This is a genomic window from Pseudideonella sakaiensis (assembly GCF_048320135.1).
GTDB lineage: Bacteria > Pseudomonadota > Gammaproteobacteria > Burkholderiales > Burkholderiaceae_C > Ideonella_A > Ideonella_A sakaiensis_A.
In genome coordinates, this window is the sequence record NZ_CP182947.1 from 3,895,455 (window position 1) to 3,917,358 (window position 21,904).

General features: G+C 64.5%; 16 protein-coding genes, 2 tRNA genes and 2 pseudogenes. 15 read left to right on the forward strand and 5 right to left on the reverse strand.

The features are described from left to right. Positions 1–100 precede the first annotated feature (100 nt). Complete coding sequence (locus ACNH6H_RS17815) at positions 101–1,480, reverse strand: ISNCY family transposase (protein ID WP_418319556.1); 1,380 nt, start codon at positions 1,478–1,480, stop codon at positions 101–103. 218 nt (positions 1,481–1,698) lie between these two features. On the opposite strand from ACNH6H_RS17815, the gene ACNH6H_RS17820 reads away from it, so the two are divergent. Beyond that, positions 1,699–1,774: transfer RNA gene (locus tag ACNH6H_RS17820), tRNA-Lys, on the forward strand. A 71-nt stretch (positions 1,775–1,845) separates the two neighbouring features. Then, positions 1,846–1,921 (forward strand) — tRNA-Lys (locus ACNH6H_RS17825). A gap of 388 nt (positions 1,922–2,309) precedes the next feature. Here ACNH6H_RS17825 and ACNH6H_RS17830 read toward each other — a convergent pair. Next, a complete protein-coding gene (locus tag ACNH6H_RS17830; protein ID WP_418319558.1) occupies positions 2,310–2,681 on the reverse strand; it encodes an AsnC family transcriptional regulator in 372 nt (123 codons plus the stop codon). After that, positions 2,662–2,817: a hypothetical protein gene (locus ACNH6H_RS17835; RefSeq protein WP_418319559.1), complete on the reverse strand. Its 156-nt coding sequence runs from the start codon at positions 2,815–2,817 to the stop codon at positions 2,662–2,664. The genes ACNH6H_RS17830 and ACNH6H_RS17835 overlap by 20 nt, the downstream gene beginning before the upstream one ends. Before the next feature lie 306 nt (positions 2,818–3,123). Here ACNH6H_RS17835 and ACNH6H_RS17840 point away from each other — a divergent pair, with 306 nt between their 5' ends. The 6 genes from ACNH6H_RS17840 (at position 3,124) to ACNH6H_RS17865 (ending at position 13,699) form a co-directional block, all read left to right on the forward strand. Then, the gene (locus tag ACNH6H_RS17840; protein WP_418319560.1) at positions 3,124–3,345 is read left to right on the forward strand and encodes a hypothetical protein; all 222 of its coding nucleotides are present in this window, start codon (positions 3,124–3,126) and stop codon (positions 3,343–3,345) included. A gap of 4 nt (positions 3,346–3,349) precedes the next feature. Next, a complete protein-coding gene (locus ACNH6H_RS17845; RefSeq protein ID WP_418319562.1) occupies positions 3,350–5,221 on the forward strand; it encodes a DNA methyltransferase in 1,872 nt (623 codons plus the stop codon). After that, positions 5,218–7,296 carry an N-6 DNA methylase gene (locus tag ACNH6H_RS17850; RefSeq protein WP_418319563.1) on the forward strand — a complete coding sequence of 693 codons (2,079 nt, stop codon included), beginning with the start codon at positions 5,218–5,220 and terminating at the stop codon, positions 7,294–7,296. Before ACNH6H_RS17845 ends, ACNH6H_RS17850 begins: the two co-directional genes overlap by 4 nt. Then, entirely contained in the window at positions 7,277–10,522 is a 3,246-nt protein-coding gene (locus tag ACNH6H_RS17855) for a hypothetical protein (protein ID WP_418319564.1), read from the forward strand. Before ACNH6H_RS17850 ends, ACNH6H_RS17855 begins: the two co-directional genes overlap by 20 nt. 68 nt (positions 10,523–10,590) lie before the next feature. Further along, positions 10,591–12,315, forward strand: coding sequence for an ATP-dependent nuclease (locus tag ACNH6H_RS17860; RefSeq protein ID WP_418319566.1), 1,725 nt, complete (start codon positions 10,591–10,593; stop codon positions 12,313–12,315). 37 nt (positions 12,316–12,352) lie between these two features. Then, positions 12,353–13,699 (forward strand): UvrD-helicase domain-containing protein, encoded by a 1,347-nt coding sequence (locus tag ACNH6H_RS17865; RefSeq protein WP_418319568.1) that lies wholly within the window; start codon positions 12,353–12,355, stop codon positions 13,697–13,699. A 163-nt stretch (positions 13,700–13,862) separates the two neighbouring features. Here the strand turns inward: ACNH6H_RS17865 and ACNH6H_RS17870 are convergent, their stop codons facing one another. Next, on the reverse strand, positions 13,863–14,039 hold the full coding sequence (locus ACNH6H_RS17870; protein ID WP_418319570.1) for a hypothetical protein: 177 nt from the start codon (positions 14,037–14,039) through the stop codon (positions 13,863–13,865). 39 nt (positions 14,040–14,078) lie between these two features. Between ACNH6H_RS17870 and ACNH6H_RS17875 the strand changes: the two genes are divergently transcribed. The 7 genes and pseudogenes from ACNH6H_RS17875 (at position 14,079) to ACNH6H_RS17905 (ending at position 19,121) form a co-directional block, all read left to right on the forward strand. Further along, complete coding sequence (locus ACNH6H_RS17875) at positions 14,079–14,381, forward strand: hypothetical protein (RefSeq protein ID WP_418321501.1); 303 nt, start codon at positions 14,079–14,081, stop codon at positions 14,379–14,381. A gap of 319 nt (positions 14,382–14,700) precedes the next feature. Next, positions 14,701–15,051 (forward strand): IS66-like element accessory protein TnpA, encoded by a 351-nt coding sequence (tnpA, locus tag ACNH6H_RS17880; RefSeq protein ID WP_418319571.1) that lies wholly within the window; start codon positions 14,701–14,703, stop codon positions 15,049–15,051. Next, the gene (gene tnpB / locus ACNH6H_RS17885) at positions 15,018–15,380 is read left to right on the forward strand and encodes an IS66 family insertion sequence element accessory protein TnpB (RefSeq protein ID WP_418319575.1); all 363 of its coding nucleotides are present in this window, start codon (positions 15,018–15,020) and stop codon (positions 15,378–15,380) included. The genes tnpA and tnpB overlap by 34 nt, the downstream gene beginning before the upstream one ends. A 93-nt stretch (positions 15,381–15,473) precedes the next feature. Continuing rightward, on the forward strand, positions 15,474–15,896 hold the full coding sequence (locus ACNH6H_RS17890; RefSeq protein ID WP_418319577.1) for a transposase domain-containing protein: 423 nt from the start codon (positions 15,474–15,476) through the stop codon (positions 15,894–15,896). Then, positions 15,848–17,019 (forward strand): annotated as a pseudogene (locus tag ACNH6H_RS17895) (IS3 family transposase); the annotation flags it as partial. The gene ACNH6H_RS17890 and the pseudogene ACNH6H_RS17895, both read left to right, overlap by 49 nt. Before the next feature lie 220 nt (positions 17,020–17,239). After that, positions 17,240–18,508, forward strand: a pseudogene (tnpC, locus tag ACNH6H_RS17900) (IS66 family transposase); the annotation flags it as partial. Positions 18,509–18,779: 271 nt separating this feature from the next. Further along, positions 18,780–19,121, forward strand: coding sequence for a hypothetical protein (locus ACNH6H_RS17905; protein WP_418319578.1), 342 nt, complete (start codon positions 18,780–18,782; stop codon positions 19,119–19,121). On the opposite strand, the gene ACNH6H_RS17910 is transcribed toward ACNH6H_RS17905, so the two are convergent. Next, complete coding sequence (locus ACNH6H_RS17910) at positions 19,118–21,901, reverse strand: conjugal transfer protein TraG N-terminal domain-containing protein (RefSeq protein ID WP_418319580.1); 2,784 nt, start codon at positions 21,899–21,901, stop codon at positions 19,118–19,120. The two genes, ACNH6H_RS17905 and ACNH6H_RS17910, sit on opposite strands and share 4 nt — an antisense overlap. Between the last annotated feature and the right edge of the window lie 3 nt (positions 21,902–21,904).

Consider the following 21,904-nt stretch of genomic DNA (forward strand, 5'->3'; position numbering starts at 1 on the left):
TGTCTTGGGGCCACACTTCGGTCGGGCTCCCGTGTCAACGCAAAGTAGAGATGTCCCCTGTTAGGCCAAAGTAGAGATGTCCCCTTTGCAACGGTTTCGATCAGGCTGTTCCGGGTGGTGGCTGCGCAGGGCGTAGCCCGGAGCGGCTGCTACCCGGGCGCGGTGGCACGATCGGTGGGGTATCGGGCCGGTAGATGCCCTGTTTGCGTTGAGCTTCCTGGAAAGCGATTTCGGTCTTCAGACGCTGTAGTGCGATCTGCTGGTTGTTGCGCGCCTTGTCGACTCTGGCGTTCAGCGTCTTGGGGTCAGCCGTTTTGCTGGTTCGCGTGGCCTCATGCGCGGCATAGCTGCGATAGGCCAGTGATCGGCCGCGGTAGCTCAGATGCAACGCGCCGTCGTCATGCTGAGCGATGTCGACCATTGCCCGAGCCTTGGGAGCGTGTGCCTGCTTGGGTAGCAACTGCAGGATGCAGCCCTCGAACTTGCACGCACCTTGCGCGCTGAGCTGGCGCTGGTGATGCAGCGAACAGATGTCGGCCAGCGTCTGCGCGCTGCCAATCCACGGCCGGTGCATGTCCTGGGGCTGGCGAGCATCCACCGCAAAGCGTCGGTTATGTTCGCGAAGGTACCCGTCCAGCCAGCTGTTGGCCTGCTCGATGTTGTCGATGCGCTCCAGCCGCATGGCCTTGCACATGCGGTCTTGCAACGTCTGGAACAGCCGCTCCACGCGTCCCTTGGCCTGCGGGCTGTGCGCGCAGATCGGCTCGATCTGCAGCTGCAGCAGCGCGCGCTCGAACTGCGTCGGCTTGGGGTCTTCCGGGTCGCTCTTGGTGAAGATGCCGTGACGGTCGCTGTACAAGGCAAGCGGCGCCCCGTGGCGCTGAACCAGCGCATGCAGCACGGCCAGATAGCCCGGGGTCGTTTCCTGCTCGAAGAAGCGCCCGCCCAGCACCCGTCCCGTAGCGTCGTCGATGAAGGCAATCAGGCAGCACTTGGTCGAGCGCCCTTCGAACCAGTCGTGATGGCTGCCGTCGATCTGCACCAACTCACCCAGGCAGTCCCGACGTGCGCGCGAAGGGTGCACCCGCTGCGATCGGCGCCGCTTGGCGTGCCACAGCCCCGCCTGGATCATCCAGCCTCGCAGGGTCTCCACGCTCCAGGCAAAGTCGTGGTCGCGCTGCAGATATTCATGCGCCAGGTGCGGGCCGAAGTCCGCGTAGTGCTCCCGCACCAACCCAATGACATGGTCGCGCTGCTGCAACGCAATCCGCCGGTGGCTGGGTCGCCCTCGACGACGTGAAATCAGACCGCTCGCGCCAGCCTCTCGAACCCGCCTGCATAGCCGCTTGACCTGCCGGATCGACAGGCCCAGCAATTGCGCCGCCTGCGCCTGGCACAGACCATCCTCCAGCACCTGACGGATCACCTCAAGGCGCGAAACTTCCCTCTGGCTCATCAGCCCCAACTCCTGCGCCGCCATGCCGCCCCTTCGCCGTCAAAGGGGACACTTCTACTTTGGGCGCAGGGGACATTACTGTCTTGGGGCCACATCGGTCGGGCTCCCGGCAGGCACGGTTACACTGCAGCCTCTCGGTCGAACACGCGGCGTGCAAGCGCAGCGCGAAGGTCGAAGCAGTCGATGTGGTCACAGGTTTTCCGGTGCCACATTTCTGCAGGTTATAATCTTGGGCTTTTCGGGGGTCGTTAGCTCAGTTGGTAGAGCAGCGGACTTTTAATCCGTAGGTCGCGTGTTCGAGTCACGCACGACCCACCATCCCGAGGCCCTTGCGGCCTACCCGATGGGTCCCGAAAATCGGCGCAACTGCACATCGTGCAGTTTCCGTCGGGCTCTTAGCTCAGTTGGTAGAGCAGCGGACTCTTAATCCGTAGGTCGAGTGTTCGAGTCACTCAGGGCCCACCAAGTATGATGAGGGTTAGCAGGTTAGCTCCTGCTAACCCTATGTGCTTTCCGGTGGCGAAGTCGCCATACAGGTCGCCATCGGTGATGAGATGTCATGAGACGTTCTGAGACTTTCCGACTGTCCTGTTCCTACTTAAGCCCCTTTGACGCAACCCCACTTTGCTTTGATGTGAATCGGGCGGCGAGACTGACCCTTGTGCCTTCAAACATGCCGAGCCAAGCAATGCAGGTCGGGTGATGGCGACCTGTATGGCGACTTTCGGAACCATGACGCCATGCTCCGGAATTGGTGCCTACGGCGGCGCTGAGCTTTCGATCAGTGACCCCCACCCAAAGGCGCCATTCGGCCTTCTGCCAAGCGGACCTTGGAGTCGGTTCGTACAGGCCCTCAGTCGGCAGCCGCTGCCGGCAGCGGCACCCTTGTCTCAAACTTCGAACAGTTCATCGCGAACATGCTTTTGAAGTTGCGCACGGGGTCAGCAAGGCCGGGTTCTGCTGTCCCAGTTCCACGGAGACGAACCCCGCGAGCGGGCGTCCGACGGGTCGACGGTCGACGATCGCCACCTGTCGCTGCAGCACGCCGGTTTCGCGCAATCGCGCGATGCGGCGCTGGCAGCTTGCAGCTGGCAGGCGATGTTCCGACCTGGTCGGCCAGGGTGCGCATCGGCAGCGATGCGTCGTGCTGCAGCAGGTCCAGCAAGGCCACGTCCAACGGGTCCAGCGGGACCGGCCGAGCCTTCTTAGGCGAAGGCTGAGGCATTGTCTCTCCAGTCCGGACCTTGATGAAACAAACGCATCGTCGGATGCCATTCGGTCGATGATTCCGCTGGCCATCGGCGCTCTTCATCCTCCGCAAGAAAACGGCGGACCTCGGCCCCGAGAAAGTCGTTTTTCATCGCCGCTCCTATTCACAGGCGCGGGATAGAAGCAATTTTCTCAGGCTGAACGCCGGCACTGTATGGGCATCCAGTATAGTCTGTCCCATCGACCTCATGCCAAGCCAATGGATCGCCCAGTGCGTCCAGCGCTTGGCTGGCAGGTGGCGAACGGTCCCTCCGCCAGAGCTCGAAGAGGTCCCAATCGACCTGTGGCGCGACGAGCTGCTTCGCAAGCTCGGTAGCCGGGCTTGCGCGTTAACCCTAAGCTCACTGTAAGGACGCACAGCTAACATAACGCAATTGCACAGACATTTGCGGGGCGCCATGAGATTCGAAGAAATCAAGTCCGACACCTTGAACCTGAGGGTCTGCCCCTCATTCAAGCTCGCCTTGAAGGCAGCTGCCGACCACGAGCAGCGCAGCATGGTCAACATGCTCGAAGTGCTCGTCGCAGCGCACTGTCACGCCAAGGGCATCGCCGTTCCGGGACGGGCTGGGCGCGGACACCGCGCGGCCAATCGGCCCAGCGGCAAAGCCGCGGCCTGACGCCATGAACCTCGACCGAGAAGCGGCCGGCGACAGCTATTCCAGCTCGCCAGAGGCAGACGAAATCAGGACGCAAGCCGCGGTGGCCTCCATCTCCAAGCTATACAAGGCCCCGCTGCCGTCCACGCGGACGGGCCCCCTCTACAACGCGTTCTCCTACCCAACAAAGATTTCCCCAGAGGCTATCGCCGTCTACATCGCGGCCCACACCGAGCCAGGCGCCACGGTGCTCGACGCCTTCGGAGGCAGCGGAACGACGGGCTTGGCCGCGCTTCTTTGCGACCGGCCAACGCCGGAGATGAAGAGCATGGCCGAGTCTCTTGGCGTGAAGCCGAAGTGGGGCGCGAGGCACGCCCATCTCTTCGAGATCGGCACCCTGGGCTCCTTCGTCTCCGACACTCTTTGCCATCCTCCGGAGCCGGACGCTTTCTCGAGGGCCGTCGACGAGTTCTGCGCAATGGCCGAAGAGAAGCTGGGCTGGCTCTACGAGGCCAAGGACGCCGACGGACGCTCCGGCGCCCTGCGGCATGCCATCTGGTCCGATGTGCTCGTCTGCCCTCACTGCGAGGCCGAGACCGCGCTCTGGGACGCGAGCGTGAAGATCAAGCCCCTTTCGATGTCCGACGCGTTTCGCTGCAAGGGGTGCCGCAAGCAGGTTGCGATCGACGCGTGCGCGCGCGCGACCGAGACCGTCGTCGACGCCTTCGGCCGCAAGCAGCTCACGAAGAAACGAGTCCTGGCCCGCATCCATGGCAAGTGCGGCTCGACCAAGTGGCAGAGACCGCCGACTGACGCGGACCGCGAGCTTCTCGCGCGCGTCGCCAAGGTGAAGCCGCCGAGGTCGGCGCCCAACGCCGACATCGAATGGGGCGAGCTGCGCCGAGCGGGCTATCACGTCGGCATCGACAAGCTCCATCACTTCTATACGAAGCGAAACTTCATCGCGATGGCGACGCTCATGGAGCTCGCGGCCACGTTCCCTGCGAACGTGCGCGACGCCCTGCGGCTTTTGGTCCTCAGCTACAACGCGAGCCACTCCACGCTGATGACGCGCGTGGTGCTGAAAAAGGGGCAGAGCGACTTCGTGCTCACCAGCGCCCAGAGCGGGGTGCTCTACGTCAGCGGCCTGCCGGTGGAGAAAAACATCGTGGAGGGCGTGCGCCGCAAGTCGAAGGCCTTCCTCGACTCCTTCCGCTTGCTGCATGGGAGCCGCAGCCGCGTCACCGTCCACAACGCCAGCAGCGAAGCCATGCCGCTCAACGCGCGCACGATCGACTACGTCTTCACCGATCCCCCCTTCGGCGGCTACATCCCCTACGCGGAGCTCAATCAGGTCAATGAGCTGTGGCTGGGCCGCAGCACCGACCGCGCTCGCGAAGTGATCGTGAGCCCGTCGCAGAACAAGGGCGTGGCGGAATACGGCCAGATGATGGGCGCGGTGTTCAAGGAGATGGCGCGGACGCTCAAGCCCGAGGGGCTGGCCACCGTCGTCTTCCATTCGGCGCACTCGGAGGTCTGGCGCGCCTTGGCCCAGGCCTACGCGTCGGCCGGCTTCACCGTGGAAGCCACGAGCGTTCTGGACAAGATCCAGGCGAGCTTCAAGCAAGTGGTATCGACGATGTCGGTCAAGGGCGACCCGCTGCTGCTTCTCTCCAAGCGGCAACCGGAGCGCTCGAAAGCAAAGGCCAGCTCAAAGATCGCCGTGGACGTGATCCGGGCGGCTCGCAACGGCTCGCGGAACGACCCGCAGAGGCTCTACTCGCAGTTCGTTGGAAAGTGCTTGGAGCTGGGGCGCGACGTGGAGATGGACGCCAAGGCCTTCTACGCGCTCGCTCGGTCCGAGGGCGTCTCCGAGAGGCCATCGGCCTCCGCATGAGGCCCGCGAGCGACGCGGTCCCCGAACCTGGCCGGGCCGCCGCCGCGGAGCGGCGCAAGCGGCTGGGGCAATACTTCACCGGGACCGGCCTGGGCCGGCTGCTCGCCGCTCTCGCGCAGGCCGAGAAGGCAAGGACCATCGTCGACCCGATGGCGGGGTCCGGAGACCTGCTCGCCTCGTGCATAGAGATCGGAGCCGACCCCGAGGCGCTGGCGGGCATCGAGATCGACGGCGCCGCCTGCGACGCGCTTGAAGCCAGGTTGCCGGCCGCCCAGTGCGTCCGCGGCAGCGCGTTCGATCCCGACTCCGTCGCCAAGCTGACCGCGCGAGCGTGGGACCTGGTCATCGCCAATCCACCCTATGTGCGGTATCAGTCTTTCTCGGACAAGGCGGACGCGTCGCTCGCCCTGCCCAGCGCCATGCAAGTCCGCACGGGCCTACTGCGATCCTTGGAGCTGCTCCCCGCGCTCGACGCCGAGGATCGGCGCCTGTTCGCCCACCTGGTCAGCGGCTACTCAGGGCTCTCGGACCTGGCAGTGCCGTCGTGGATCCTCTGCGCTGGACTTGTCCGCATGGGGGGCAGGCTCGCCCTCGTGGTGCCCGAGTCTTGGCTGACCCGCGACTACGCGACCATCGTCCACTACCTGCTGTTTCGTTGGTTCGACATTGAGTTCGTCGTCGAGGACGAGCACGCTTCCTGGTTCGAGGACGCGCAGGTGAAAACCACCCTGATCGTCGCCAAGCGAGTGAAGCGTCGCGCATCTGCCCTCTCGCGTCCCGAAGGGGCCACCTACTCCCACATCGCAGTCTCCGCCGCCGCGGCCGGTCCCGAAAGCCCGATTGGACGCATCGCCATCCCAAGCGGGCCGGGCGCCGAAAAGAACTTCGCCAAGCAAGCGCGGCTGTGGCTTCGCAACGCTTCGAACCATAGAGCGGGGCTCGTCCGCGCGCGGCCCGTGTCGATCAAGCAGGCTTGCAGGAATGTAGTCGCGAACGCGTCGCGCCAGAAGTGGTTCGCTCTCATGGGCGAAGACAAGGCGCGCGCGCCCGAAGGCGTCTACGTTCCGCACGAGATCCACGACTGGCTCGCGCACCGCGGCATGGCGCCGGTCTTCGAGACTCTCGAGGCGCAAGGCGTCGCCGTGGGGCAGGGGCTGCGGACGGGCGCCAATGGGTTCTTCTACGCGGATGGCGAGCGCCATGGCGACAAAGTGGCGCTGTCGTTCTCGGGACCGCTGGCCGGCCTTTCGGCGCAGGCGCCGCTAGACATCGCCAAGCCGGTCCTCCGGCGCCAGTCCGAGCTGCCGGATGGGTTCGTGGTCTCGCCGTCGACAGCGCGCGGATGGGCGCTTGATCTGCGCGCCCACGCGCTGCCCGAAGACATGGACCCTGGCGACCTGGTGTCCGCTCCCCGCGAGCCGATGCCACCGGACCTCGCCGAGATGGTGCGCGCGGCGGCGCGGGCGAACTTCGGAACGTCGGAGAAGCCGCTGCGCGTTTACGAGCTCACGGCTGTGTCTCCCAACGTCAGGGCCGCGTCGAAGGGCGCGCCGGCCCGCCGCTGGTATATGCTGCCGGACTTCGCGCCGCGCCACCTTCCCGACGTGCTCCTGGCGCGGGTCAACTCCGCCACTCCGCGGGCCTATCTCAACGATGGCCGGGAGTGCCTGGTCGACGCGAACTTCTCCACCTTGTGGACGCTTCCGGCCTCGCGCTGGAGCGCCGAGGCGTTGCTCGCCTTCGTGAACAGCTCATGGGCTCAGGCCGTGATCGAGCGATCCGGCGCCGTGATGGGCGGAGGGGCCTTGAAGGTTGAGGCGACGCACCTGCGCCGCTTCCCCGTCCCACGGCTTGACGATGGCCAGCTCGCCGAGCTCGCCGCCCTCGGCGGAAGGCTCTTGCGCGGAGAAGGCGCGGACGCAGCGTTGGCTTTCATCGACGCCGTTCTGGCGCGCGCCCTGGGTTGCGATAGCGAGGGAATCGAGGAACTCAAAGAAATCGCGCGCGCGGGGCAGTCGCGACGCGCCAAACACAACAGAAAGCGAGGCGGGGATCATGGAGACGAAGTATGTTGAGGCCGAAGGCAAAACGTTCCTGAAAGAGGCGGTCGCGCTGATGGGCGACGGCGTCGCGGAGGACGTGCTGCGCCACGCCCTTTCGGCCAAGCTCCCCCAGATGTTTCCGGAGCAGCCTTGGTGGACCAAGGCCCACGTGACCGGCACCGAGGCTCTCGCCAAGTTCCATGAGCACGGGGGCAAGAAGCACGGCTTCGTCGATGTGCTCGTGGGCTCCACGGTCATCGAATACGAGCGCGACCTGCGTGTTTTGGGGGCCTTCGAACACGGCCTGCACCAGGTGAAGCAGTATTGCGCTTCGCAACTCAACAAAGGCACGACGCCCGACTTGCTCGTAGGCGTGCTTTCGGACACCGTTCGATGGCATGCCTTCGGCGTCATTGCGGTCAAACCGATCACGGCAGTTGCCGGAGCCGCCACATTCGGTCCCGAGCACATCGAGCTGCGCGAGATCGACTGCTGCGATTTATCGGCGGCCGGAGATGTGGAGGCCAAAAAACTCAGGGACTTTCTCGTCCGTCACCTCGGGCGCGAAGGCGGACGCCTGCTCGCCGCCTTCACGCTGGCGAAGGACTTGGGCTTTGAAAGCCCCTTTTGCCAGTGGCACCTTCAGGCGATCGCGAAGCTCGTCGACGCGGCCTTCGTAGGAGACCCGAAATACGCCGACCTCATCACGAAGCTGTGGACGAATTTCGTCTCGTATCTCGGGGGCGATGCCGCGGCGGGCAAGTTCGATAAGGGGTCCTATGTCGGCGAGCTCTACATCCTCACGCTGGCCAAGCTCATTTGCGCCAACGTCCTTGGAGGCCGGGCGCAAGTCAGCGACGATGCCGAACTTCGCTCCATCCTGGACGGATCGTTCTTCAAGGCGCGCGGCCTGCCGAATCTTGTCGAGTACGACTACTTCGGATGGCTCAATGCGAGCCCACACGTGACTGACTTGGTCGAAGTGGCGCGAGCGATTCAAGACGATTTGCGCGCCTACGACTTCAAGTCATCGCCTGCTGAGGATCTGTTCGGAACCCTGATGGCCCAGCTCGCGGCGCGGTCGCAGCGGCTCCTGCTAGGGCAAGAGTGGACGCCGTCGTGGCTTGCCGAGAAACTTGTGTCCAACGTTATGGCGACGCTCCCCGACGGCGAGCAGCCGCGATTCGTGGACATGTGCTGTGGATCCGGCGCGATGGTGGTGGAAACCGTAAAGCGAGCGCAGCAGCACCTCATCGCCGCCGGCCGCTCGCCTGGCGACCCAACGGCGCTCGGCGAACTGGCCAACTCGATCACGGCGTTCGACATCGACCCGTTGGCGGTCATGCTCGCGAAGGTTGGCTGGGTGCTGGCCAGCAAGGATTGGCTCGTTGCGGGCCACGAGGCTCAGATCCCGGTCTATCACGCCGACTCGTTGTTCGCGAACACGCCTGTGACGAAAGTGTTCAGCGCGGCCGGACAGGAACACCGGAAGCTGCAGCTCCACAACGAAGAAGTCGACCTGCCTCATTTCTTGATCAAGGCGGGAGCCCAATCGCTGTTCGACTCCCTGCTCTCGCGTGGCTATGAGATGGCAATGAGCAGCGCTGAGGCCGCAGCCACCACGCTCGTAGCCCAGGACATCGAGACGATGGTCGACACCGTCGTCGTCGACACCGGCTCCATCTTGAGTGCCGAAGAGCGAGCCAGCGCCATCGAGTTCTGCAAGATGCTACTTCGGGCCTTGGAGAACCTTCAGCGGGCCGGGCAGAACGGCATTTGGGCATTCGTGCTCCGCAACAGCTTTAGGCCGGCCCTTGTGGCTGGCAGATTCAACGGGGTCGTAACCAACCCCCCATGGCTGGCCCTCAGCAAGATCGCCAGCAATCCGTATCAGGACGCCCTGAAGGCGAAAGCCGAGTCCTACGGCATCAAAGCACCCGGCGCTTCTCACCTGCATGTGGAGATGGCGACGATCTTCCTGCTGCATGCCGTAGAGCGATACTTGATACCCAACGCCGTCATTGGTTGCGTGTTGCCAGTCACTGTCCTCAACGGCGCGCAGCACGAGCCGTTTCGCACCCGCGGCTATCTGACGGCGGACCGGCCCATCGCGCTCGCGCTTAGCGAGATCTGGAAGGTGGCGAGCCAGACCTTCAAGAACGAAGCCATCGTGGTGTTCGGCAAGAAGGCCCAGCCCGCTGGGAGCGTCCTGATGCTTCCCGGGAAGGACGTGTCGCGCAACGCAGAAGGTTCGAGCCCCTACTACCTTGTATCCTCCGCCGGTGTCACAGCGTGGACCAATACGCCGCCGGCAACCACGGCCACTGTTGTCGCCGTACAAAGCTCGGTCGGACCCAAATTTCGTCAGGGGGCGGATGTAATGCCTCGCGGAGCCGTGTTCCATGCTGCTACCAAGAACGGAGCGGCTTGGAACCTGGGTCCAATCGCTCCGGGCTCTCCATTCCACTTCTTGCGCTCGGACGGCCACGTATTGAAGGACTTCAAACTGACGGCGCATGGCGTCAACGACCAAGTCATGTTCGACGTGCTGCTGTCCAAGCACCTGGCGCCGTTCGAACTGGCAGCCGGAGCGAAAGCAATGCTGCCCATCAGGCGCGGCGCCTCCGGCTGGGAAGCGCGGACGGGCCCCGGCATAGCAGCGCTCGGCGCCGCGACCTCAGGGGCCATCGCCGGCGCGCTGGCAGCTGTCGGCGACAGCGTGGACGAGTTCTTCGACCGGCTCCAGACCGACAGAAAGAAGCTGACCGCGCAGGGATGGACGGACGACGAATGGATCGTGTTTGCCTCGGCCGGCGGGAAGATTCCCACGGCGGCCTATGTTCGAGGCGCCGACATCCCTTGCTCTCGGACTGTCGTGGACCAAACGCTCTATTGGGGACGAGCGTCTACGGAGGACGAAGCCATTTACATTGCGGGGTTGATGAACAGCCCGGCCGTGATGGAGGTGATTCAAGCTCACCAACCGAAGGGAGCGTTCGGTGAAAGGCACATCCACAAGCTGGCCTTCGATCGAACTCCAGCTTTCAATGCGGGCGACCCGAAGCATATCGCCGTGGTCGCGGCGACAAGAGCGCTGCTTGCCGATTGGGGAACGCTCAGGACGCTACCTACGATGCAGGCCTGGCTCGCGCCGCAAGCGCACATGATCACCCGTCGTAAGAAAATTCGACAAGCCTTGGTCCACTTACCCGCATGGCCCGCATATGTAGCCGCGGCGAGGGCCCTTTACGGGGTTTGACCATTGGTCGGGTGCGCTCTTGTTGACACGCGAGAGGGCAATCCGGCCTTCATCCAACCGGAGGCCACGTGCAGATCAGACACCTCAAAGTGGAAAACTTTCGCGGTGCGGCCAGTCTCGATTGGTCCCCCGGCGCGTCGTTCTGCTGCCTCATTGGCGCCGGCGACTCCGGGAAATCGACTGTTTTGGACGCCGTTGAAGCCGCCCTCTCATCGCGCTGGCTGTTCTTTGGCGAGCACGACTTCCACTGCGGGGACACTGCGAAAACGATCTCGGTCGAGGCCACGGTCGGCGAGCTGTCCAAGGCCCTGAAGTCCGACGAGCGTTTCGGCCTGTACATCCGCGGTTGGACCGCGGCCGGATCACTTCGCGATGAGCCGGAGGGGGACGACGAGGCCGTGCTCACCGTGCGGCTCACGGTCGACGCCACTTTAGAGGCGGTTTGGCAAGTGGTCTGCGACAGAGCCGACGAGCCCCGCACGATCTCCAACCGGGATCGGGCCATGTTCGGCTTGGTGCGGCTAGCCGGCGACGACGCCCGGCATCTCGCGTGGGGTCAGGGCTCCGTGCTCTCGCGGTTGACGGGCGAGTCGGACGAGGCGGCGACGCGATTGGCGGCGGCATACAAGGCGGCGCGCGACAGCGCGAATCTTGGCGACATCGAGGCGCTGTCAACCGCCGCGACGGCAGCGGAGGGCTTCGCCAAGGGGCTGGGCGCATACGTCGACGGCGGATACGGGCCTGGCTTGGAGCTGGGGCGCGGAGGCCTGTCTTCCGGGTCCATAGCCCTGCACGACGCCGGCGTCCCTCTGCGGTTGGCCGGACTGGGCACCCGCAGGCTCGCCACGCTGGCGATCCAGAAATCGGCGATCGCAGAGGGCGCCATTGTGCTGGTCGACGAGATCGAGCACGGCTTGGAGCCCCACCGCGTGATGGGCGCGATCTCGCAGCTTCGGGGCGACCAGAAGCGGGCCGCCGAGACGAAACGGCCCACAGGCCAAGTCTTGATCACCACGCACTCGGAGGTCGCGCTCGGCGAAGCTGGAGCCGACAGCCTGCGCGTGTGCCGCACGAGCCGTCCGGAGAGGGAGACCAGCATCGTGAAGCCCGGCGCGCCCGATCCAATTCGAGCGTTGATGCGCTTCGCGCCCCGAGCTCTCTTCTCGCGCCGAATCCTGGTGAGCGAGGGCAACACCGAAGTGGGTGTCCTCAACGGGGCAAGGGAGTTCTGGCCGCCGCTTCACGGTGGCCTTCCCATCGAGCACCGCGGCGCCTTCATCGCCGACGGCAACGGTTCCGAAGCCCCCGCGATAGCGCTGGGCTTGAGGCGCCTTGGGTACGAGGTCGCCGTGTATCGCGACTCCGACACGGCCCTAAAAGGGGACGACGCCGCAGCGTTCGCCGCCGAGGGCATCCCCGTGATCGAATATGGCGGCGGCCTCGACGTGGAGCACGCGATCATTTCTGTGGCGAGCGACGCCCAGATGCAAAGGCTTCTCGCGCACCTGCGCGCCGAGCGCGGAGTCGGTAAGATCGACGAAAACCTCATGTTCGCGTTGGGGATGAACGCGGAGGAGGTGGCGATGGACTTCGGCGTCTGGGCGCTTTTGAGCGAGCACGACGACGCGGAGTTGCGCCGGAGAGTCGCCGGCCAGTGCACGATCCGGAAGTGGATGAAAGATCAGCGGATCGCGCGGGGCGTCGGTCCGATCGCATGGGAGGCGGCGCGCGACAACCCGGCGTCGCCGCTGGCGCTGACCTTCGACGCCGCCCGCGCGTGGCTGTATGCCTGAACCCGAGGACCTCCTAAGCGTGGAGCGGGGCGCCATCATGGCTCCGGCAGGACATGGCAAGACCGAGCTCATCGCCAAGGTGGCGGCTCTCGGGCGCCGGACGCTCGTTCTGACTCACACCAACGCCGGCATCCAGGCCGTCAGGGCTCGCCTCAAGCGACTGCGGGTGCCGCAGAAGTCGGTTGCGGTGGACACCATCGCTGGGTGGTGCCTGCGCTACGCCCACGCGTTCCCGGGCGTCTCCAATCCTCCCGCGGACATGCCGGTCGGTGGGCAGTGGGACGATGTCCATCGGGGCGTCTTGGCGGCCTTGGGGGTTCCGGCCATCCGCCAGGTGCTTGACGCCTCCTACGATCGCATTCTGATCGACGAATACCAAGACTGCAACGGGCATCAGCACGCGCTGGCCGTCGAACTCTCCGCCATCGTGCCCACGCTGGTGTTCGGGGACCCCATGCAGGGCATCTTCGAGTTCGCCGGGGCCACGCTGAGCTGGGACGGCGAGGTCCATCGCAGCTTCCCCTTGGTCGGGGAACTCGAAACGCCCCATCGCTGGCGGGAGAAGAACCCGGAGCTCGGCGATTGGATCTCCGACGCGAGAGGCCGATTGATGCGGGGCGACCGCGTGGATTTCGCGGGAGGACCGGTGGCGTATCGCCCTTCTGCCGACGCGTTCGACATGGGCGCCCTGTTCGAGAGCGTCGAAGGCAAGGAGGGCTCCGTCGCCGCCATCCATTGCAACAAAGGGCTCTGCTATCGGCTGGCGGCCGCGGCCCGAGGCGGGTATCAAGCGATCGAAGAGATGGCCGCCAGAACGATGACCGAGTTCGCCGGCCGGTGGGATTCGTCGCCCCTGGCTGACCGCCGCCTGGCGGCGCTCCGATGGCTATTCCGGGAGTCGTTCAGCGTTCAGAAGTTGGCCGAGGGCGAAGCGCCGCCAATCGAAGAGGCTCCGATCGTGGAGGCCATCCAGGCCGCGAGCGCCGAACTCGGCGGAGACGGGCCGCGAGCGGCCCTCGAAATACTGGCCCTCAGCCGCAATCTTCCCAGGTGGCGCCTTCACCGCCAAGAGCTCTTCCGGGACGTGGAGCGAGCGGTGTCCGAGCTCGCGTCAGGCCGCTGCGAGACAATGCTCCAAGCGACGGGGCGAGTGCGCGACCGCGCGAGCGTCGTCGGCCGCAAGTTGCCGCGCAGGACCGTCTCGACGCCTCTGTTGCTAAAGGGCCTGGAGTTCGAGCACGTGGTCGTGCCCGACGCCACGCATTTTGCGAACGAGAGCCGCGCCCAAGCCAAGTTGTTCTACGTGGCGATCTCGCGTCCAACAACCTCGCTGACGATCACTGGCAAACAGGATTTCATCCAGTTGCCAATCCCTCGGGTGTAGGGACTTGGCGGCCTGGCATGATTGCGACTCGGCAACGCGGCCCAGCTACTGCAGCCACGAAAATCCCCACCAGCGCAGAGCGTTGCGACGGCGGCAAAGGGCTCTACACGCTTTCCCTCGCGGTTCAATCGTCCAATCGCTCGGACGGATCTGAATGGGCGACTCAGAGACGCTTACCACTGGCCGGTTGCCCGCGTGGCGTGGCGTCGAAGAGCTGCCGTCGCTCGAGCTCGGCCACCAAGCCCCGCGCTCGGGCCGTCCAGCCCACGATGGCCTCATCCACGCTCTCGCGCGGCGAGAGCAGCGATTCGTAGTCGCGCGCGATCCAGAAGCTGTGCACAGCCGATCCTCCGGTTGCTCGCGTCGCTTGAGCGTCAGAGTGGCAGTCGCCTCGACCACCGGGAGGCTACCCACCTGCATCGTTTGCCACATCCAACGGCGGCTGGTGTGGCATGAGCGCAATGCGACGTTCTCCGCCGAATTCTTCGTGCTGGCGGAGCTTCCTCCAGAGACCGAAGCGTTCAAATTGGCCTTCAGCGGGGGTGCTGGAATGCAACGCGCTCGGAAGGAGCCGGCCGACCGCTGGCTCTCGGGGGGCGGCGCCTATCGGCTCACCGTGAAATCCCAATCGGTCAAGCTGCATGATTCGACAGTCCTCACCATGCTTACCCTGGCGAAGTGATCGCCGCCGGACAGTCGTATCGTCGCCAAGGCCGCGAGCACGTAGGCATCCCTCGTCCTTCCGAGACGCAATCGACGCCGCCTTGACTGACCGGTTTGTGCGGTGTCGCCGAATGACCGCTTGTGGTGGCGGATTCGACCGATCGATGCAACGGATTGGCTGAACATCTCAGCCGGCGTTAGGTAGCCCAGGGTCTTCCGTGGCCTCTCGTTCAATTGTCTTGCCATTGCGTTTAGCTGTATGCGTCCGGCAAACCCATCTTGAGACTTGGTCTTGACTCCACGAGCATGGCGTCCACCAACGAACTCAGGTGGACACCATGGAAGAAGCCAAGCCGGCGAGCCGGCGACGTCACGATCCCGGATTGAAGCAACAGGTGCTGGCTGAGTGTGATCGGCCAGGCGCGTCGGTGGCCGGTATCGCAATGGCACATGGGCTGAATGCCAATCTCGTTCACAAGTGGCGTCGCCACCAGGCGACGCGTGACGGTCATCCTGCACTGCCAGCCGCGCGCGAGGTCTTCGTTCCCGTCTCGTTGTCGCCTGCCGACTCAGCACCTCCAGCAGACATCCGCATCGAGTTGCGTCGCGGTGCCACCGCTATGAATGTCACCTGGCCCGTCTCGGCATCGATCGAGTGCGCGACCTGGATGCGCGAGTTGCTGCGTTGATCCGGGTCGATTCGGTCTGGCTGGCTGTCGAGCCGCTGGACATGCGCGCCGGCACGGAGACTGCGCTGGCCAAGGTCGTCAACGTCTTCGGTTCCGCACGCCCGCACCATGCGTATCTGTTCGCCAACCGCCGGGCCAATCGGATGAAGGTGCTCGTGCATGACGGCATCGGTGTGTGGCTGGCCGCGCGGCGCCTGAACACCGGCAAGTTCGTCTGGCCGAAGGATGCGGGCTCGACAGTGACACTGACCCGTTCGCAGCTTGATGCCCTGGTGCTGGGCTTGCCGTGGCAACGCATCGGCGAAGCGGGCGTCATCACCGTGCTGTAGTGCATAACGAATAGGTCGACGTCTGAACGGTTGTTGTGCAATTCGCGGATGTCCTGATGCGCAGCTGCGGGCCTTGCGGCACGATCACCTTCCGTGATCACCGACACGGCCATCGACACCCTTGACCCACAGCAACTGCGCCAAGCGCTGCGCGGTCTGCGCGCCGAGGTCCAGCTCAAGGATGAGCTGATTGCCCGGCGCGACCGGGATGCGGCCTTCAAGCAAGCGCTGATCGACAAGCTCACGCACGAGAACGCGGTGCTCAAGCGGCTGAAGTTCGCCGCCAAGTCCGAGGCGTTCACCGCCGAGCAGAAGTGCCTGATCGATGAGACGCTCGACACTGACCTGGCGGCGCTGGCCGCAGAGATCGAGGCGATCGAGCCTGGCAAGAAGACCGCCGAAGACAGGCAAACTGGAGTTCCCCCGATTTCGCGGACACTTTCCACACCGAGACGAAGGAGTCCGAGATGCCCGAATCCAAGCCGCCATACCCAGCGGCGTTCCGTGAACAGATGATCGAGCTGGCCAGAGCCGGTCGCGGTCTCAAGCAGCTGGCGCGCGAGTTCGGCGTCAGCGCCAATACGATTCGCAAATGGAGGCAGGAGGCCGATGGGCAGCCCGCCCGGACGTTGCCAAGCGGTGGTGGCGAACAGCTGCCACTGTCGGCTGCAGAGCGAGCCGAATTGGTCGAATTGCGCAGACGGCTCAGGCAAGTGCAGCAGGAGCGCGACATCCTGGCAAAGGCTACGGCCTGGTTCGCCGGCAAGAGCGAGCGGACGTCCACGACGTCTTCGAACTCGTGAAGGCGAACCAGGCCGACTTCCCCGTGCGCACCCTGTGCCGCGTGCTGCGCGTGTCTGCGAGCGGCTTTTACGGTTGGCCCGAGAGCGGGCCCAGTGCTCGCGCGCGGGCCAACGCCGAGCTGATGCCGCGCATCAGCGAGATTCATCGCAGCAGCGACGCCACCTACGGCGCGCCGCGCATTCACGCGGAGCTGGTCGACCAAGGCGTTGTTGCCGGCCACAACCGCGTCGCCCGGCTGATGCGGCTGCACGGCCTGCGCGGCGTCAGTCGGCGCCGCGGCTGGTGCGTGACGACGCGGCGCGACAAGGATCGGCCGCCGGCGCCGGATCTGGTGCAGCGGCGCTTCGAGGCGAGCGACATCAATCAATTGTGGGTAGCCGATATGACCTACATTCCCACCTGGGCCGGTTTTGGATACTTGGCGGTAGTACTCGATGTCTTCAGCCGCAAGATCGTCGGCTGGGCCTTCGGTCAACGCCAGACGGCCGATCTGGTGCTTGCGGCGCTGAACATGGCCTTGCTTACGCGCAAGCCGGCCGGCGTGATTCATCATTCCGACCAGGGAAGTCAATACACCAGTCTGGAGTTCGGCCGGCGCTGCACCCTGATGGGCGTTCGCCCGTCGATGGGCAGCGTTGGCGACGCCTACGACAACGCGATGGCCGAGAGCTTTTTTGCCAGCCTGGAATGCGAGCTCATCGACCGCCGCGTTTGGCAATCGTTCGCCCAGGCGCGCATGGAAATCTTCACCTGGATCGAAGGTTGGTACAACCCGCGTCGGCGCCACAGCGGCATTGGCCAGAAATCGCCCATGAGCTTCGAGCGCGAACGCGTTCAACGCCAAGCCCGCCCGGACCGAGGCGCCGAAGACGGGTTACCCAACGGGTGCTTCGCACCTGTGGACAAGCCGCCTCTGGGATTGGTGAAAGACCCGTCGGCTTGTCCACAGGCAGGCCCCTTGGATAACCCTGCACCGGAGCATTCCACGACCATCGACACGCAACCTGAATAGCAGCAAACACAGTTCCCAACTGTCCGTCGAATCGGGGTAAGTCCAAACACCAAAGCGCCAGCCGCTGCCGGCGAACCTGCAGCGTCGCGAGATCCGCCACGAGCCCGAGCACACCACCTGCGGCTGCGGCCAGGCGATGAAGCGTATCGGCGAGGATGTGGCCGAGAAGCTCGACTACCAGCCAGGGGTGTTCACCGTCGAGCGCCACGTACGCGGCAAGTGGGTCTGCACCTGCTGCGAGAAGTTGGTGCAGGCGCCGGTCGCACCGCACGTCATCGACAAAGGCATCCCGACCACCGGGCTGCTGGCCCAGGTGCTGGTGGCCAAATACCTCGATCATCTGCCGCTGTATCGGCAAGAGGCGATCTTCGAGCGCGCTGGCATGGCTATCGCCCGCTCGACGCTGGCGCAATGGGTGGGCGAATGTGGCGTGCAGTTGCAGCCGCTGGTCGACGCCCTGGCCGCCGAGATGCTGCAGCACCGCGTGCTGCACGCTGACGAAACGCCGGTGGCGATGCTCAAGCCAGGCCACAGCAAGACGCACCGGGCCTACCTGTGGAGCTACTGCACGACGAGCTTCAATCCGATGAAGGCAGTGGTCTTCGACTTCGCCGACAGCCGGGGCGGCCAGCATGTGCGCGCCTTCCTCGGACTGCCTGGCACGGAGCAGCGCCCGGCTTGGCAGGGCAGCCTCGTTACCGACGACTTCAGCGGCTACAAGGCCTGCTTCGAACTCGGCGTGACCGAAGCCGGCTGCATGGCGCACGCGCGGCGCAAGTTCCACGAGCTGTGGGCCAACCACGGTAGCCCGATCGGCGAGCAGGCACTCAAATTCTTCGGCAAGCTCTACGAGGTGGAGCGCGAGGTCAAAGACCTCGACCCCGACGATCGCAAAGCCATCCGACAGTAACGCTCCCGACCGATCGCCGACGCGTTGCAGCAGTGGTTAACCCAGCAGCGACAGAAGGTGCCTGACGGATCGGCCACAGCCAAAGCCATCAACTACAGCCTCAAGCGCTGGGTCGCGCTGGTGCGCTTCATCGACGATGGCGATCTGCCGATCGACAACAACTGGGTCGAGAACCAGATCCGGCCAGTCGCCATCGGCCGCAACAACTGGCTGTTCGCCGGCAGCCTGCGCGCGGGCAAACGCGCCGCTGCGGTGATGAGCCTGGTGCACTCTGCAAGGCTGAACGGCCTCGACCCCTATGCGTATCTGCGAGAGGTGCTCGAGCGGCTGCCAACACAGCCGGCCAGCCGCATCGGCGAACTGTTGCCGCATCGGTGGAAGACGTCCCACGCAGAAGCCTGAAGTTTACCCCGTCGTCAAGACGGGATGGCCGGACGCATACGTTTAGCTTCGCCTGCGAGTAGCCCGATATGTCGATGCCCTTCGGCCTGCGCGGCTCATAGTGTGTTGCATCGACCAGTTGAATCCGCCGCCGGTTGCAGCCGGCCAGGCCTTCGGGCCGACCGACTGCACCCGCTGCATTGGAGTCGTACCCAGGCGCCACAGCGTCCTGAGGCGAAAATCAGGAGGTGATTGACCGTTCACCGAGGCGAGGCGCAAACTTCGTTGCGTAATGCTGCGAAAGGCCATCTTCGTCTTCTTCCTGCTGATCGGCGTCGGCTGCGGCCTGCTGGCGACGAGGGATGACGATTGGGGAATGCGCATCGTGATGATGGCAATCGGCGCAATGGCTGGGAGCGCGATAGGTGGGGCTTTGTCGCAGATCGGCAAGCCGTTGCGAAGGCTCCCGCTGGCGACTGACGAGGAAGCCGGGCCTTTTCCAGCCAGCTTGGGTACGTCGAGCCGTGACCGTGCTGCGAACTTCTGGCGCGACGAAGGGCACATGCCATTCATGAAGCCGCCCCCGCCGCCCCAGCCCGATCACGGGATGTTCGATCCTGACAAGGATTCCTAATCTAGCCGTTCCTTTAGGACTTCCTTGGCAGCCTGGGCGGCGTCTCCGAGCGCAGATGCCGCATCGTCCTTCAATTGTTTTCCGGCCTTCAACAGCAAAGATCGGCCCGAAGCCAAGGTTCCGTCGGCGTTGCCGTCCACCTGTGCGTTCCGATCGAATTTAGACCGCTCTGAGAAGGCAGCTCCCCGGATTCGGCCCTTTTCGGCGCGGAGGCTGGACCGAATCACAGACTGCGCCTCGACATCCGGATCGCGGCGCTGGCCTTGACTATGAGCGGCGCCGATGACCTCCTTCCGGTTGCGAGCATGCGTCCACCGAATATCGGGTGATAGCGCCAGACCCGCGCGGTCCTGGCTGTGCCTAGCTTCAACTTCGGAGAAACTCGTGGGCACTGCCGCGCCATCTGACCACATTCGGTTGGGCTTCAATGCGTTGCGTGCAAGCTCCGATTCCATCAGGACCCTTGTCGATTCGCTGTTGCCTCCATACTGGTCCGAGTAGCGCCGGAACATTTCCAGGTTGTGGGGGTCCTGAGCAATGTCGATCGAGATGGTGTCCCCCCGCTCGTACGCCGCCGAGACCCGCTCCGAGAATGCACTGCGCTCGGACAGGCTTGCGTCGGCTCGCACCGATCGCGCGGAGGTAGAAGCCAATCGCGCAGCAATCTCGCTCGCCTCACGTGCATCGCTGGCAATGGAGTTCACCAGACCCTTGTCTCGGGACACTCGATCGCCGAATTGCTTGAACTCGGCCATTTGTTCGCTGGTCAGGGTACCTAAAGCAAGGTGCTCCGATTTCGAGAGTCCTGCAGAGTAGTCCTTTCCAGCAGTTGCATTTCCCTGCAGCCCAACAAGTGGTGTGCTAAGGCCCAACTGGCTGGAAGATCCCAGCGCAATCCGCGCCACCTGCGCTTGAGACAGTCCTGTTGCGTTCGACACGCTCTTGCTGATCTGATCCAGCCGATTGAGCGTCTCCCCAAGCTGTTCGAAGCTGCTCGACACGGTGCCACTGCTGCTTTGCGTCGATCGCATCTTCGTCAGACTTTTTGCAAACACCTCAGCCAGCACCGACGATCGTTCCGTGCTGGCCGCAACTGCCTCGCTGCGTGCCGCGTCGACCTGCCGGCCTGCCTCCTTCGTGTCCTGCTCCGACACGCGCATCGAGACCACTCTGGAAGCGAAGCCCTGATTGCGCAGCATGCTGACCGCCGTGCGCCCGGTCAAGGCGTTCGAGCTGAAAGTATTCCCCGTCAGGTCGTGCTGAAAACTCCCCATGAACGCCGAAGTCCGGTTCGGCGCCAGCTGCAACTGGTCCATCGAGACATTGGCGAGGCTTACATTGCCCAGCGCCGCACTGCCCGTACCCGCGCCGATCGCCGACTGCAGCCCCGACAGCCCACCCACCATCGCCGAGCCCATGCTCTCCATCCGCTTGAGCGCCGCCCACGCCAGGATCGGAATGCTGATCGCCAGGTACCCGACCACGGCCTCCCCGGAAATCGCACGGCTGTAGATCGTCGATGAAGTCTGCAGGGTCAGGCCGCTGACCCCGGTTCCCGGATTCGCCGCCGCCGCCAGGTCATACGCCGCGTAAACCGTCGCCATGTAGTTGAGTACCGCGTACAGGGGTGGCCAGAGCTGGATCCAGATCAGCACCGTTGCGTAGCCTTTGAACGCCAGCAATGTTTCCCGCCCGCTGGTCACCAGCAACAGCAACACCATCAGCGGAAAAAGCGCATAGGTCAGCGCTTCGACGACGTTTCGGAATACCGGCAGGGCCTGCTCGGCCACCTTGCCGTTGTTCAGCCAAGTGGCGTTCTGCTGAGCCGTCGCCTGCGCCCGCCCGATCGCCAGCACCATGGCCGCCGGATCGTTGGTCCGTTGCCCCGCGAGCCGCCCGGCATCGTCGAAGGCATTGATGACCGCGTTCTGGCGCACGATCTCTGCGGCTGAGGTCGCGGCATCGGCGATTCTGTTCTTCAGGTACGCCTGTTGGATCTGCCCTGCGATGAGGGCCTCGGCCGCCGCGGTCGGCAGCGTCGGGTTGAGGCTGGCGGCGAGCTGACGCTGCAGCCCGAGCAGGTGCCCAGCCATCCGGTTGTGGATATCGACATAGGCCACAGGGCAGGTCCGGATGCCGATCAGCCAGCCGCTGGTGATGGTGGTGAACCGTGCCGGATTCGAGTTCGAGATCAACGACCAGATGTCGGTGGACCGCGCCATCATCGTCGCGTCGAGCGTCCCGTCGGCCAGGTCGTACAGGGTGCAGTTCTGGATGTAGTTGACCACGTCGGTCCGGATCCCAGGATCCTGGAAGACCGTACTCGACGTTTCGCGGATCAGGCGGTTGCCGAACATCAGTCCATTGCGTTGGTAGCTGAGCTCGCTCGGCAGTGCGCCCGCACCGGGGATTGTCTGAAACGCCGTTTCGAACAGCGTGGTCAGGGTGTGCCCGATCGTGCTGGTTATGCTGCCCAGGGCTGCGATGCCGAAGGGCACGTTGTCGACGACCTGAACGCCTTCGCTGCCGACCTTGTCGACGATGCCGACCGTCGCCCTCGGGAGGATCAGGGTGCTGAAGACGAGGACGACGGTGGCGAGCCAGCGCCAGCCGTGGAGTTTTTCCGGAGCAAAGGCGTAGGCAACGAGGGCGGCCACGAAGCCGCAGAAGGCAACCAACGCAACCGCCGCCCTGTAGTCGCCGGATGCGTTGATGGCCGCCGCGGCATTGAAGATGCCGAGCAGGCTGGCCGAATTCTGATAGGCGTAGATCTCCCACACAAC